This window comes from Mesorhizobium sp. B2-4-12, from assembly GCF_006441575.1.
In the GTDB taxonomy this organism is placed as follows: domain Bacteria; phylum Pseudomonadota; class Alphaproteobacteria; order Rhizobiales; family Rhizobiaceae; genus Mesorhizobium.
Window position 1 is genome coordinate 81943 of the sequence record NZ_VFVC01000001.1, and the last position, 14760, is coordinate 96702.

12 protein-coding genes are annotated in these 14760 nt (G+C 62.7%); 3 read left to right on the forward strand and 9 right to left on the reverse strand.

Annotated elements, in window-relative coordinates; all coding sequences use genetic code 11:
* Window position 1: 1 nt before the first annotated feature.
* From tsaE to FJ934_RS00470, 8 genes are all read right to left on the reverse strand, one after another.
* Window positions 2-1513, reverse strand: coding sequence for a tRNA (adenosine(37)-N6)-threonylcarbamoyltransferase complex ATPase subunit type 1 TsaE (tsaE, locus tag FJ934_RS00430; protein WP_140606686.1), 1512 nt, complete (start codon window positions 1511-1513; stop codon window positions 2-4).
* 8 nt (window positions 1514-1521) lie between these two features.
* Entirely contained in the window at window positions 1522-4077 is a 2556-nt protein-coding gene (locus tag FJ934_RS00435) for a PAS domain-containing sensor histidine kinase (RefSeq protein WP_140606687.1), read from the reverse strand.
* Window positions 4078-4276: 199 nt separating this feature from the next.
* On the reverse strand, window positions 4277-5677 hold the full coding sequence (gene ahcY / locus FJ934_RS00440) for an adenosylhomocysteinase (RefSeq protein ID WP_140606688.1): 1401 nt from the start codon (window positions 5675-5677) through the stop codon (window positions 4277-4279).
* 182 nt (window positions 5678-5859) lie between these two features.
* Entirely contained in the window at window positions 5860-6156 is a 297-nt protein-coding gene (locus FJ934_RS00445; RefSeq protein WP_140606689.1) for an HPr family phosphocarrier protein, read from the reverse strand.
* Window positions 6153-6554, reverse strand: a complete 402-nt coding sequence (locus FJ934_RS00450) for a PTS sugar transporter subunit IIA (protein ID WP_010912939.1) — start codon at window positions 6552-6554, stop codon at window positions 6153-6155. The genes FJ934_RS00445 and FJ934_RS00450 overlap by 4 nt, the downstream gene beginning before the upstream one ends.
* A 163-nt stretch (window positions 6555-6717) precedes the next feature.
* The gene (locus FJ934_RS00460) at window positions 6718-7164 is read right to left on the reverse strand and encodes an HPr kinase/phosphorylase (RefSeq protein WP_140606691.1); all 447 of its coding nucleotides are present in this window, start codon (window positions 7162-7164) and stop codon (window positions 6718-6720) included.
* Between the two features lie 21 nt (window positions 7165-7185).
* The gene (locus FJ934_RS00465; RefSeq protein WP_140606692.1) at window positions 7186-8970 is read right to left on the reverse strand and encodes a sensor histidine kinase; all 1785 of its coding nucleotides are present in this window, start codon (window positions 8968-8970) and stop codon (window positions 7186-7188) included.
* A 130-nt stretch (window positions 8971-9100) separates the two neighbouring features.
* Window positions 9101-9802 (reverse strand): response regulator transcription factor, encoded by a 702-nt coding sequence (locus tag FJ934_RS00470; protein ID WP_010912942.1) that lies wholly within the window; start codon window positions 9800-9802, stop codon window positions 9101-9103.
* A gap of 337 nt (window positions 9803-10139) precedes the next feature.
* On the opposite strand from FJ934_RS00470, the gene FJ934_RS00475 reads away from it, so the two are divergent.
* The 3 genes from FJ934_RS00475 (at window position 10140) to FJ934_RS00485 (ending at window position 13017) form a co-directional block, all read left to right on the forward strand.
* Window positions 10140-11765: a phosphoenolpyruvate carboxykinase gene (locus FJ934_RS00475; RefSeq protein WP_140606846.1), complete on the forward strand. Its 1626-nt coding sequence runs from the start codon at window positions 10140-10142 to the stop codon at window positions 11763-11765.
* A gap of 97 nt (window positions 11766-11862) precedes the next feature.
* On the forward strand, window positions 11863-12300 hold the full coding sequence (gene arfB / locus FJ934_RS00480) for an alternative ribosome rescue aminoacyl-tRNA hydrolase ArfB (protein ID WP_140606693.1): 438 nt from the start codon (window positions 11863-11865) through the stop codon (window positions 12298-12300).
* 99 nt (window positions 12301-12399) lie between these two features.
* Window positions 12400-13017 carry an alpha-ketoglutarate-dependent dioxygenase AlkB gene (locus FJ934_RS00485; protein ID WP_140606694.1) on the forward strand — a complete coding sequence of 206 codons (618 nt, stop codon included), beginning with the start codon at window positions 12400-12402 and terminating at the stop codon, window positions 13015-13017.
* Here FJ934_RS00485 and FJ934_RS00490 read toward each other — a convergent pair.
* Complete coding sequence (locus tag FJ934_RS00490) at window positions 12980-14614, reverse strand: hypothetical protein (protein WP_140606695.1); 1635 nt, start codon at window positions 14612-14614, stop codon at window positions 12980-12982. The two genes, FJ934_RS00485 and FJ934_RS00490, sit on opposite strands and share 38 nt — an antisense overlap.
* Window positions 14615-14760: the final 146 nt, after the last annotated feature.

Here is a 14760-nt window from a genome sequence, read left to right on the forward strand (position 1 = left end):
GTCACAGCGCGCGTTCCTCCAGCAGCCCATGCGTGTCGTAGAAATCCTTCAGGCTGGCGAGCGCCGGGTGGGACAGCGCCCGGCGCAGATAGTCGCGGATGCGCGGCAGGTGTCTGAGATAATAGGGTTTGCTGTCGCGCTTTTCGAGGCGCACGAAAATGCCGAGGATCTTGGAATTGCGCTGCGCTGCCATGATTGCGTAGGCTTCGCGGAAAGCGTCCGTGTCGAATGGACCGGCGGCCAGGCGCGCCGCGACATAGGCATCCAATGTTTGTCTCTCGATGTCGGGCGAGACAGTGACGCGGGCATCCATGGCGAGCGAGGCGACGTCATAGGCTGCAGGCCCGATCAACGCGTCCTGGAAATCGACGATGCCCAGCCGGTCATGCCCGGAACGGTCGCCGCGCCAGATGATGTTGGGCGAATGGAAGTCGCGCAGCATCAGCGTGTATTCGCTGCCCCGCAGCCGGTCGAAAAGCGCGTTCCATTCCCTGGTGTAGCCCGTCGTCAGATCGTCGCTGGCCGGGCCGCCCGATATTGCCGGCACATACCAGTCGACCAGCAGGTCGGCTTCGATCATCATGGCGTCACGGTCGAAGGGCGGCACCTCGTGAAAGCGGCCCGGTCCCGCTTCCAGACGCCGCGGCCAGCTCTTGCCATGCATCATGGCCAGCAGTTCGGCCGCTGCGGCGTAGCGCGCGGCCACCGGTTCGCCGTCGTTGCCGAGAAACCCTTCCGAGCCGAGATGTTCGAGCAGGAGGAAGCCCTGGTCCAGGTCCTCGGCAAGGATTTCGGGGACACTGACACCGCGGGCTTTCAAGGCGCGGTCGATGGCGACGAAAGCGGACACCGACTGGGCAGTATGGGCAAGCACCGCATAGGGTTTGCCGTCACGCACCGGAGGGCCGAGCAGCAGTCGCGGCGAATTCATCAGCACTCGCGGTTCCTGGCCGGCGAGCGTCACGATCTCGTAGGAGCGGGCCGAGGCATCGCCGATGAAATGGCGGCGGTGGGCTTCGCCCCAGCCGGCGCTTTCCAGGAAACCGCGCATGGCCAGAGATCGCGCCGCGCGGTCGAAGGCCGCCCCTTGCCCCGACAGAAGCGCCAGGCGGCCTTCGCCATGCTGGACGAGTTCGATCAGAACGGTCGTTTTCGGCAGCTCGCCTTCGGCCCGTTCCGGCCATTCGACAAGAGCCGCGCCTTGCGTCAGGGCTTCCTCGAAGCCGAGTTCGTCGAGCTCATTTGCCGACGACAGGCGATAGAGGTCGAAATGATGGACCGGAATGCGCGTGTCGTAGCTTTGCACCAGCGTGAAGGTCGGGCTCGGCACATCAAGGCGGGCATCGTCCGCCAGCGTCCGGATCAGCGCCCGCGCCAGCGTCGACTTGCCGGCGCCGAGATCGCCCTTGAGCGCCAGCACGTCGCCGGCACGCACCGCGAATGCCAGATCCTCGCCCAGCCGCGCTGTCTCTGTCTCGTCGGCGAGCAAACGCTCCAGCACCGGTTCCGTCATCGAACGCGCTACTCGGCCGCGGCGCGGATGCCCGGCATGGCGGGGAAGGTGCAGATGACGGTCGTGCCCTTGTCCTTGCCGGTTTCGATGCGCACGCCGCCGCCATGCAATTCGACGAAGCTCTTCACGATCGACAGGCCGAGGCCGGCGCCGCGCCGGCGGCCGCCATTGGTGCGCGGTTCGAAGCGGCGAAACACCGAATCGAGCACATCCGGCGGCATGCCGGGACCGTCGTCATGAACCGAGAATTCCACCCCGTCCGCAAGCTGGCGGCAGGCGAGCCGGATGGTGCTGGCCTCCGGGGCGTAATTCGCGGCGTTGCTGAGCAAATTGTAGAGGATCTGGCGGATGCGGGTTTCATCGCCGTGGAACGTCCTGGGTGCCGCCGCGGCATTGACCTCGAGACGGATCGAATGCTCCTGCAACCGGTCGGAAACCAGTTCGGCGGCGGCCGCGATGGTGCGGTCGACATGAACCTCGGAAATATCGAGTTGCATGATGCCGGCATCGACGGTTGCGAGATCCAGTATGTCGTTGACGATGGTCAGCAGCACCGAGGAGGACGAGCCGACATGCTCGACATATTCGCGCTGCTTCTGATTGAGCGGGCCGGTCGTCGGCAAGGACAGAAGTTCGGTGAAGCCGATAATGTTGGTCAGCGGCGAACGCAACTCGTAGGACACGTGCTGGACGAAATCGTTCTTGAGCTGGTCCGACTTTTCCAGGGCTTCGTTCTTGTCCTTGAGCGCGCGTTCGACATGGACGCTGTCGGTGACGTCGACAAAGGTCATCATCACTTGCCCGTTGGGCAAGGGGATCATGGCGTACCGCAGCACGGTGCCGTTGTTGAGCTCGGTCTGGCCATGGCGGTCGCGGCGCTCGTCGTCGAAACCGGTGATGGCGGCGACGAAACCGGGCCAGGGGCTGTCCGCCGTCTGCCGGTCGCAAAGGTCACGGATCGTGGAGACGTGCACATTGGGCTTGGCGGCGTCTGCCTCCAGTCCCCATAGCGCGGCAAAAGCCGGGTTCGACAGCCGAAGCCTGCCGTCAGGGCCAAACACCGCCACGCCTTCGGCGAGGTTGTCGAGCGTTTCGCCTTGGACACGCACCGCGGTGCGGTAGCGGCTCTCCAGGTCCATCTTCTCGGTCAGGTTCTCGAACACCCAGGTGACGCCGCCCTTGGGTTGCGGGTTGGCGACGACGCGAATGGTTTTGCCGTCGGGCAGATGCCACCAGTGTTCCTGCGATTCCACGGCGCGGTAGGCGCCGAGCAGGCCTTCCTTCCAGCGACGCCATTCGGGCTGTTCTGCGATCTTGCCCTCGCTGCGCAGCCGGTCGAGCAGCAGGGCATTGTCGGGCGCGCTGTGTAGGAAGCCGCTGTCGAGCCCCCACAGTTTCTGGAACGCCTGGTTGAAGAAGCGCAGCTTCTCGTCGGTGTCGAAGATGGCGACCGCGGTGTTGAGCTGGTCGAGCGTGTCGGCGTGGCTGCGCACCGTGCGCTCATATTCGCCGCGAATGGTCTCGATGGCGCTGGTGTCGCAAGCAAGGCCGGCCGAACCGTCGGCGCCGGCGAAGTCGGTCACCGTGAACACCCGGCGGTCGCCCTCGATCACCGTCGAAAGCGACTGCTCGAAAACCGGGTGCGATTTGTGTTGCGCGGCGATTGTCTCACGTGCCTGGCCACCGAGGAACTCCTTGGCATCACGGACGGCGGCTTCCGGGCTCTCGGCTTCGACCGCGTCGGCATAGGCCCGGTTGACCCATTTCAGCCGCCCGTGCTCGTCGCGCAGCCATGCCGGCATCTTCAGCGCCTCGAGCAGACCGATCATCGTGTCATGATCGGCGGCCAGTCGCTGGTTGTCGATCTTCAGCCGGGCCTGGCTGCGCTGTGTCTCGGAAAGCGAGACAAACCGCACCAGTATGTGCGCCGCGCTCTTGCGGCCGTGCACTTCGAGCGGAGCGCCGGCTTGGGATTCGATGATGAGGTCGAAGGGCCTCGCCTTTTCGCGCAAACCAGCGATGGCATGCTCGAGCGCTGCCGCCGAGCGCGGCATCAGCCAGCGGCCGAAGGCAAGGAATGCCGCCCGTTCCTCGGGCGCGCCGCTTTCGACCGGCAAGGTGCCGATGAGTTCGGGCTTCTTGTTCTCGGCAGCCCAGACGACCACACGCTGGTCGCGCAGATTGAGCAACGCTTCCGAACGGCGCAGCGCCGCGTTGACGTCGGCGATGCGGCTTCTCAGTTCGACATTTTCCGCCGAGGTGCGGGCCCGTTCGCGGATGAGAACGATGGCCGACAGAAAGGCCGCGCCCGTCACGCCGACGAACACGGCAAGCTGCATCACCTCGATCGTGCTGATCGATAGACCCGCTGCCGACACGCCAGCACCCTGGGCACGTGCCACCGCGCTAGCCAACGGACAGGCAAGCGTGGAGCCGGCAAGCAACAGTCCAGCGCGGCCACGCCATGAAAGACGCCCGCGCCGTGTTGCGGAGCCTGTGGCCCCCGAATCGTCATGGCCGCCGGAAACGGCCCGTCCCGCTCCGTGCGGGTATTGCCCCGGCATGTCTTGGTCCTCTCCGCCGCCTGAATGCAGGACCGCCCTGAAACGCGCCTCTCTGATCCCCTCTTGGGCTGGAAGCGTCGCGAATCACGTGACAATAAACCCTCGCCGAATCGCCGTGAAGGCTGGTCTTGCGCAAAAATAAAGCCGGGCAAAAAGTCAATCGCCCGGCCTCAATATCTGGTAGTAAATTTAGATTTGGTTAATAGCGGTAGTGTTCCGGCTTGAATGGACCTTGCGGCGTGACGCCGATATAGGCGGCCTGCTCACCCGACAGTTCGGTCAGGCGGGCGCCGAGCTTGTCGAGATGCAGGCGGGCGACCTTTTCGTCGAGATGCTTGGGCAGGACATAGACCTGGTTCTGGTACTGCTCGCCCTTGGTGAACAGCTCGATCTGGGCCAGCACCTGGTTGGTGAAGGAAGCCGACATGACGAAGCTCGGATGGCCGGTCGCGTTGCCGAGATTGAGCAGGCGGCCTTCCGACAAGAGGATCATCCGTTTGCCGTCCGGGAAGGTGATCATGTCGACCTGCGGCTTGACGTTGGTCCATTTCAAATTGCGCAGCGACGCCACCTGGATCTCGTTGTCGAAGTGACCGATGTTGCCGACGATCACCATGTCCTTCATCGACCGCATATGGTCGAGGGTGACGACATCCTTGTTGCCGGTGGTGGTGATGACGATATCGGCGGTCGGAGCCGCATCCTCCAGCGTGACGACTTCAAAGCCGTCCATCGCCGCCTGGAGGGCGCAGATCGGGTCGACTTCGGTGACCTTGACGCGGGCGCCGGCGCCCTTGAGCGAGGCCGACGAACCCTTGCCGACGTCGCCATAGCCGCAGACGACCGCGACCTTGCCGGCCATCATCGTGTCGGTGCCGCGACGGATGCCGTCGACCAGCGATTCCTTGCAGCCATATTTGTTGTCGAACTTCGACTTGGTGACCGAGTCGTTGACGTTGATGGCCGGGAAGGGCAGCAGGCCCTTCTTCTGCAGCTGATACAGCCGGTTGACGCCGGTGGTCGTCTCTTCGGTGACGCCACGGATCGCTTCCCTCTGCTTGGTGAAGAAGCCGGGCGAGGCCTTCAGGCGCTTCTTGACCTGGGCGTAGAAATATTCCTCTTCCTCGCTCTGCGGATTGGACAGCACGTCCTCGCCGGCTTCGGCGCGGGCGCCGATCAGGATATACATGGTGGCGTCGCCGCCATCGTCGAGGATCATGTTGGAGAGGCCGCCATCGGCCCACTGGAAGATTCGGTCGGTGTAGTCCCAGTACTGTTCGAGGCTCTCGCCCTTGACGGCGAAGACCGGAATGCCAGCCTCTGCGATAGCTGCCGCGGCGTGATCCTGGGTCGAGAAGATGTTGCAGGAAGCCCAGCGGATATCGGCGCCAAGCGCCTTCAGCGTTTCGATCAGCACCGCGGTCTGGATGGTCATGTGCAGGGAGCCGGTGATGCGCGCACCCTTGAGCGGCTGCTTGGCGCCGAACTCCTCGCGGCAGGCCATCAGGCCTGGCATTTCGGTTTCGGCTATATCGAGTTCCTTGCGGCCCCAGCCGGCAAGCGAGATATCGGCGATCACATAATCCTTGCTACCCGTCATGGCAGTACTCCGATGCGAATTGTTATGCTTGCGAATTGGTTGCGGATGCGCCCGCGCTGGCAGGCACATCGAAGGGCGCGAATTGTCGGCCTGACTAGCAGATCGGTGTCCAGACGACAATGGCATATAAAGAAATCTTTATCCCTGCATGTCTCTCGGACATGCCTTGACGGCGCACGGGATCAGCATTCCTCGCCGAAGCGGGAGGCAACGAGTTGTTCCAATGCGTCCATGACCTCGAGCGCCTCCGGCCCGCTGGCGGTGACGCGGATCGATAATCCAGGGCTTGCGGCCAGCATCATCAGACCCATGATCGAGGTGCCGCCGACCTTGACGCCGTCTTTCTCGACGTGGACGGATGCGTTGAAGCCGCTGGCGAGTTGGACGAATTTCGCGGAGGCGCGTGCGTGCAGGCCGCGCTGGTTGACGATCGGAAACTCGCGGACGATCTGGTCCTTTTCCGATGAAACCATGCTCATTTGCTGCTCAGAAGTTGGCTGGCGACGTTGATGTATTTGCGGCCTGCGGCCTGCGCCTCGTCGAGCGCGGCGGCCATGTTGTCGCCCTTGCGGATCGAGGACAGTTTGATCAGCATCGGCAGGTTCATGCCGGCGATCACCTCGGTGCGGCCGGACTCCATCACCGAGATCGCGAGGTTCGATGGCGTGCCACCGAACATGTCGGTCAGCACGATGACGCCGGCGCCGGTATCGACCCGGGCCACCGCATCGACGATGTCGCGGCGACGCTGTTCCATATCGTCGTCGGCACCGATCGCCACGGTTTCGAAATTGTCTTGTGGCCCGACGACATGTTCGACGGCATGTCGGAACTCGGTGGCCAGTTGACCGTGCGTTACAAGCACGAGTCCGATCATTCTTTGGTGGCTCCCGTCATCGCCGCTTCACAGGCGCATTTTATGCTCGCCAGCCATTCCGGGCGGCGGGAGCGCTATCTTGTCGACGCGCGGCCCGTTGACAAGCCCAAAATTGCGACGGCCCACGCCATTTTGACGCATTGCAGAAAAAAACCCGGACGGATCATAAAAAAGGCGAGATCGACAACCGCGCCATCACGGCAGGCAGGGCCGCTGCGACATTGCGCTCGGCCACATCGATCCGCGGCACCGCGCAGCCGGCGATATCGGTGCTGGCGTCCACCTGGAAACGTGCGATTTCATCAGCCGGCAGCAGGCGCAGATGCAGGTCGACGACGCAGGCCGTTTCGAATGTCAGAGGCCGCGGACCCAGCCGCGGCACTTCGGCCAGGCCTGCTATGGTCGCGGGCGCGCGGCACACCAGCCGCCCCGCATGCGCCGCGACGAAAAGCTGATCGTCGCCGACCAGTCGCGAAAACATTCCGCGCTGCCGGCAATGGTCGATGAGCGCCAGCGCCAGCGTCGTCTTGCCCGACCCGGAGGCGCCGCTGACGAGCACGCCGCGCTCGCCGATCAGGACCGCCGTCGCGTGAATGTTTTCAGGTTTCACGAATTGAATCTTTGATCGGCGTCACGCTTCGGCCGGCAGCGTCACGACGAAGCGCGCGCCCTTGATCTCGCCCGGCTTGGTGCCGGGGATGTTCTCGGCGGTCAGCGTGCCACCATGCGCCTCGACGATCTGCCTGGATATGGACAGGCCGAGGCCCGAATTCTGGCCGAACGCCTCGCCGGCCGGCCGGTCGGTATAGAAGCGCTCGAAGATGCGGTCGATGTTGTCGGCGCGGATGCCGGGACCGTTGTCGTCGACGGTCAGGATGTTGAACTTGCCGGCGCGCGCCAGCGACAGGATGATGTGGCCATGGTCCTCGGGAACGAAGGAGCGCGCATTCTCGATCAGGTTGGTGATGACCTGGCCGATGCGCAGGTCATGGCCGACGACGAAATAGCCTTTGACGCCCTGCGGCAGCTTGGCGACCCGAAGTTCGATCTCGACAGCCTTCTTGTTTCGGGTGGTCTCGCGCGACACGGCGACGAGGTCGGTGACGAATTTCTTCAGGTCCACGGTTCCGGCGTCGTCGCGCGCCAGCTCGGCGTCGAGGCGGGAGGCGTCGGAAATGTCGGTGATGAGGCGATCCAACCGTTTGACGTCGTGTTGGATGATCTCCATCAGCCGCGCGCGTGAAGTATCATTTTTCGCCAAGGGCAGTGTTTCCACCGCACTGCGCAGCGAGGTCAGCGGGTTCTTCAACTCATGTGAAACATCGGCGGCGAAGCTCTCGATCGCCTCGATACGCGCATAGAGCGCGTTGGTCATGTCGCGCACCGCGACCGAAAGGTTGCCGATCTCGTCCTGTCGGTCGGAAAAATCCGGGATCTCCTCGCGGCTCTTGACGCCGCGCCGCACCCGCACCGCCGCCGCCGACAGCCGCCGCAGCGGGTTGGCGATGGTCGAGGCCAGAAGCATTGACAGGATGGCGGTGACCAGCGCCGCAATGCCAAAGACACGCAGGATCGCCTTGCGTTCGGCGGCGACGATCTTGTCGATGTCGCCGCCCTCGGTCGACAGCATCAGCACGCCGAGTACGGCGCGGAAGCGCTGGATCGGAACGGCCACCGATACGATCTGCTCGCCCTGTTCGCTGACGCGCACGATGGTCGAGGGGCTGCCGGTCAGCGCCTTGATCACTTCCGGGTACGCGGCGCCATTGCCGCCCGGTTGTTCGTGGTAAACGGGCAGATCGGTGTTGCGGAAGAAGTCGAAGATGAATTTCTGGATGCGCTCGACAAGGTCAGGCTCTTCCTCGTCGACCGGCGGCAGGTCGTAGCGCAGGATCTGGCCGCGCGAATAGAGGTGGCGCGAATCCAGCAGCAGGTTGGCGTCGCGGTCATAGATGCGGGCGCGGGTGCGGGTCGGCGAAATCAACCGGCGCAGCACCGGGGCGACGCGCTCGGGATTGATCGGGAAGTCGAGGTTGTCGAGCTGGTCCGAGCCCGGCCCCAGGCTTTCGCCGGCCTGCAGCTCAAGCAGCTTTTCCGGATCGATGCTGATCGAATCCGTCTCGACGGTCGCCGACGCCGCGATCGCGCCGGCGATGATCTCGCCCTGCGTCATCAGGCTTTCGACACGGGCGTCGATCAGCCCGTCGCGGAAGGTGTTGAGGTAAAGGATGCCGGTGACGAGAACAGCCAGTCCGGCGAGGTTGAGGAAGAGGATGCGCCGCGTCAGGCTGGAAAAGATGTGATGGCCGAGGAAGCGGCGCATCGGCACCGTGATCCTCGAAACGAAGGACGGCATGATACGCGACGGCCGCCTGGTGGCGCCCGTCGGTCTGCTTCGTTGTGCTTCAACTGCCATCGAATAGCAGATCCTGCTTAGCAAGTGGTGGGTAGACAGCAGGGATTGGAGAAATGGATGCCTGGGATCGCGTGACCGCTCGCACCATTCGAAACTGACTACCGGCTATTTCCTACTGCCTACCGCCTATTCACGCTTCGCGGAACCGGTATCCGACTCCGTAAAGGGTCTCGATCATTTCGAAGTCGTCGTCGACGGCCTTGAACTTCTTGCGCAGCCGCTTGATGTGGCTGTCGATGGTGCGGTCGTCGACATAGACCTGCTCATCATAGGCCGAATCCATCAGCGCATCACGGCTTTTTACGACACCGGGACGCTGCGCCAGCGAATGCAGGATCAGGAATTCGGTGACGGTGAGCGTCACCGGCTCGCCCTTCCAGGTGCAGGTGTGGCGTTCCTGGTCCATGACGAGCTGGCCGCGCTCGAGCGAGCGGGCCTGCTGGCTAGGCGCCTTTGCCGCAGCCTCGCGGGCACTGGCGCGGCGCAGCACGGCGCGCACCCGCTCGACCAGCAGGCGCTGCGAGAACGGTTTGCGGATGAAGTCGTCGGCGCCCATCTTGAGGCCGAACAATTCATCGATCTCGTCGTCCTTGGAGGTCAGGAAGATCACCGGCAGGTCGGATTTCTGGCGCATCCGGCGCAGAAGCTCCATGCCGTCCATGCGCGGCATCTTGATGTCGAGGATGGCAAGATTCGGCGGTCGCGCCGCCAGGCCTTCCAGCGCGGACGCACCATCCGTGTAGGTCTCGACGCGATACCCCTCGGATTCGAGGGCGATCGACACCGACGTCAGAATGTTGCGGTCGTCATCGACAAGCGCGATTGTTGCCATTTCAAGCGGCTCCCTCATGAGCTGTCCCTTCTTTCGCAGAGAAGGGGCTTTTGCAGGACAAATTAGGTACAAAATGTGGCATAGGCCTTGTCCGGTGTCACGGGCGGCGGCCAGCGGCCACAATCCTACCTCGACAGGAATTGGACGAACGAACACGGCCAATCCTTTGGGCAACCACGAAACTTTTTGCACATATAAACGATTTAAACAACTTTCAAATTTTTTAAATCGATTAATGATTTGATATCATTTGGCTTTTCTGGTTTTCCATCTTGCCCGGACAGCGGGCATGCTGGAATACTTCAGCAAGATGCGGCAACTCGAAGAAGGGTCACCAATGTCGGAAATCGGCAAACGCAATCCTGCCTGTGCGATCGATCGTATCGGTCTCAAAACCTCCGGCGTGGTGCGCTACAATTTCGGCGCGGCCGCCCTTTATGAGGAATCAATCAGGCGCAACGAGGCCCGGCTGACCGCCCATGGCGCGCTGGTCGCCGAAACCGGACAGCACACCGGCCGCTCGCCCAAGGACAAGTTCGTCGTCCGTGACGGCGCCACCGAACCGCATGTCTGGTGGGACAACAACAAGGCGATTTCGCCGGCCCAGTTCGACGCGCTGCTCGCCGATTTCCGCGCTCACGCCGCGGACAAGGATCTCTACGTGCAGGACCTGGTCGGCGGCGCCGATACGGAGCTGAAGCTGCCCACTCGCGTGATCACCGAATTCGCCTGGCACTCGCTGTTCATCCGCAATCTGCTCATCCGCCCGGACAGCGCCGAACTCGAGCAGTTCGTACCCGAGATGACGATCATCGACCTGCCGTCCTTCCGCGCCGACCCTGCTCGCCACGGCAGCCGCACCGAAACTGTGATCGCGGTCGATCTCACCCGCAAGATCGTGCTGATCGGCGGCACGTCCTATGCCGGCGAGATGAAGAAGTCGGTGTTCACCATGCTCAACTACTTGCTGCCGGAAAACGGCGTGATGCCGATGCACTGCTCGGCCAATGAGGGCCCCGCCGGCGATGCCGCCATCTTCTTCGGCCTGTCGGGCACCGGCAAGACGACGCTGTCGGCCGACCCGTCGCGTACGCTGATCGGCGACGACGAGCATGGCTGGGGTCCGCACGGCATCTTCAACTTCGAAGGCGGCTGCTACGCCAAGACGATCAAGCTGTCGGCGGAAGCCGAGCCGGAGATCTTCGCCACCACGCAGCGCTTTGGCACGGTGCTGGAAAATGTCGTGCTCGATGCCGAAGCCGTGCCGGACTTCAACGACGGCCGGCTCACCGAAAACACCCGTTGCGCCTACCCGCTCGACTTCATCCCCAACGCCTCGAAGACCGGGCGCGCCAGTCATCCCAGAAACATCATCATGCTGACCGCTGACGCTTTCGGCGTGCTGCCGCCGATCGCGCGGCTGACCCCGGCGCAGGCGATGTACCATTTCCTCTCCGGCTATACGGCCAAGGTCGCCGGCACCGAAAAGGGTGTGACCGAGCCCGAGGCGACGTTCTCGACCTGCTTCGGCGCACCCTTCATGCCACGCCATCCCTCGGAATACGGCAATCTGCTGCGGGAGCTCATCGCCCGCCACGGCGCCGATTGCTGGCTGGTCAACACCGGCTGGACCGGCGGCGCCTACGGCACCGGCACGCGTATGCCGATCAAGGCGACGCGCGCCCTGCTTGCCGCGGCACTCGACGGCTCGCTGAAGACAGGCGTGTTCCGCACCGACGCCAATTTCGGCTTCGAGGTGCCGGTAGCCGTGCCTGGCGTCGACAGCGCCATTCTCGATCCGATGATTCTGGACCCCCGGGCGACCTGGGCGGACAAGGCAGCCTATGACCGGCAGGCGGCAAGGCTGGTCGGCATGTTCGCCATCAATTTCGAGAAATTCGAGCAGCACGTCGATGCAACCGTCATGGGGGCAGCGCCCCGCATGCAGGAAGCGGCGGAGTAACCGCCGAATCGCTGAGCATCATTGCCGCTCGGCACCATTGAAGGCCCGGTTTCGATCGGGCCTTTTCTTTTTCGGTCCGCCGCGCCATGACTGCGGCATGCCGACCGACGACAACATCATCATATCGGACGAAGCCGTGATCCACCCGGGCGACTTGCACGAGGATTTCATCCGCTCGTCCGGTCCGGGCGGCCAGAACGTCAACAAGGTGGCGACGGCGGTGCAACTGCGCTTCGACGCGGCCAACGCAGCGGGGCTATCGGAACGCGTGCGCGCGCGGACAATCAAGCTCGCCGGCCAGCGCGCCACCAAGGACGGCGTCATCGTCATCGAGGCCGGGCGCTTCCGCACGCAGGAGCAGAACCGGGCGGATGCAAGGGCAAGGCTTACGGCGCTGGTCGCCAAAGCGGCGGAACCGCCGCCGCCGCCGCGCAAGAAGACGCGGCCCTCGAAAGGCGCGGTCGAGCGGCGGCTGAAGAGCAAGGCCGGACGCGGCACGATCAAGAAACTGCGCGGCCGGGTGGAGAACGATTAAGCACCACACCAAGGTCGCGTTGTTTGACGCTTTCGGGTCGCCGTTCGCGTTTGAGAGTGGCATGTTGCGGCGATCAACCATCGCCATGCGAGGCAACCCATGCTCGTTCTGCCCAAGGGCGTCCGCCACATGCCGGCCTATCTGCCGCGCATCGCCCAGGAGGCGCTGGTCGAGGATGTCAGGCGCATCGTCCAGCAGGCGCCGCTGTTCGTGCCGGCCATGCCGCGCACCGGCAAGGAGATGAGCGTGCGCATGACCAATTGCGGCCCGCTCGGCTGGGTCACCGACAAGGAAGGGGGCTATCGGTACCAGCCGATGCATCCGGTGACCGGAGAGCCATGGCCGCCGATCCCCGAAGGCTTGCTCGATCTCTGGCAGCAGGTGTCGGGCTATCCGCATCCGCCGCAGGCCTGCCTCATCAATTTCTACACGGCCGAAGCCAAGATGGGTTTGCACCAGGATCGCGACGAGGTCGATTTCTCCGCCCCCGTCGTCTCCGTCTCGCTGGGTGACGACTGCCTGTTCAGGGTCGGCCAGACGACACGCGACGGCGCCACCAAATCGTTCAGGCTGAAGAGCGGCGACGTCGTCGTGCTTGGCGGCGAGGGCCGCCTCGCCTTCCACGGCGTCGACCGCATCTATCCTTCAACCTCGGCTTTGCTCAAAAACGGCGGCAGGATCAATCTGACGCTGCGCCGGGTGACGAAAGCTCAGTGAGCGAGTTGCGGGCATCCGAGCGCCGCGCATAGACTTCAATGTAGTCCCCAGTCGCGATTTCCACGTAGTCGTCCATCAGGGTTTGGAAATCCGCATTCCGACGCATCCACACGATCCAAATTGGCGGAAAGTCCGCCGTGAGCGACCACGTCGACTTTTTCTTGTTCATCCGGTCCATCAGGATGATATCGGGCCTGTTGTCACGGATCAGGGAATTGACGTAGCGAGTATAATTATCAAGGTCTTGCCGCGCGATGCGCTCGTCTTCGCCTTGATACTTACCCCGCATCAAACCCCAAAGCGCATAGGTGCCAAGCCAATCATGGGCATAGGCCGACAGCCAGCGACCATTGGCCATTCTCGTCAGCGGATTGCCGACGGAAAGGTCGGAACTGACCTGAACGATCGATGGCGAGGCGTAACGGCTGTTGATGGCATCGACCAGACCTTTCTCAGGCAGCTGGTAGAACTGGTGATGCGTCACCGAAAGTGCGGCGACCACGGCCAGCGCGGCTGCCGCATGGAGCCTGACACTGGCGATCTCAGAGGCGGCCTGTGGGTTTGCGAGGCCAACCGCTATTCGCCATCGTGATGCCACCGCCAGCAGCATCGCGACCAGCATCGTAGCCTGGTAGGGATACTGGTGATTGGGCCAGTATTTCCCGAGGTACAGCATGGACACAAAAAAGCCGGCGGCACTCGCCACCGCCAGCGCAACGCCGTCTCGCCAGACAGATTTGCGCATCTGGAAAACCACGAAAACGACGAAGACGGCGAAAGTCGGCAATGCCGCGAAAATGTTGATGTTGGCTCGCAAGCTGACATAGTAGCGCATCAGCAATTGCAGGAAAGTGCCGAAAAACTCGGGAAACCATACATACACACTGACGAGATAGGCAGTGCAAACCGTGAAGATGACGACGTTTTCAGCCGTCAGGCACGCCGTCAGCGAGCGTTTGCGCCAAGCGATGTAGAAATAGGGCAGTATGATACCAGTTGCCCAATGTGGTTTGACCAGAAGCAGTACGCTTCCAGCCAAGCCAACCGCTGCGGCAAGGCCAAGAGGAACCGGCGCATCTGCGCGGTTGTCGATCCGCCACATCATCAGGAACAGCATCGGCATGAACAGCATCGTACCGATATGCTCGCGCTGGCCGAAAACATTCCCAGGCATGATGAGAAGCAAAACCGCTAATGCGGGATAGATCCATTGCGTCTTCAGATCGACGAAGATTCGACTTCGCTCGATGACGACAGCCGACAGCGCAATCGAAACGAAGAAGATCAGATAGATGAAGCACTCGATTGCGGATTCCGGCGAGATGCCGAGCCTGTGGGACAGCCATACCGGCCCAATATAGAGGGCCACGGAGAAAGGCGGATTGGTTTCCAGAATGTCGACATAGAGCCTCTGACCATCCAGAACCTTTTCGCAGATAACGATGAGCCAGCTGACGTCGGTATTGTCGCCGGCGGTCCACGGCATAAAAAAAGAGAACACCACTACGGTCGCAACAAGCCATACCGGCGACAAGCTTCCAACCGCGGACGCAAAGCCAGTCGCAGTACTGATGTTTCTTACATTTCCCATGCTCATCGGACCGCCCCAACAAAGATGACTTTTACGCAGAATGACGAAATCATGGACGGGAACACAGCTGTGCCGGCCTCAGTGCCAAGGGTGGCAGTTGATCCGGTTCTGAGGAATACAAGCCAATATGGTCGGAAGCAGAAGCCGATCGT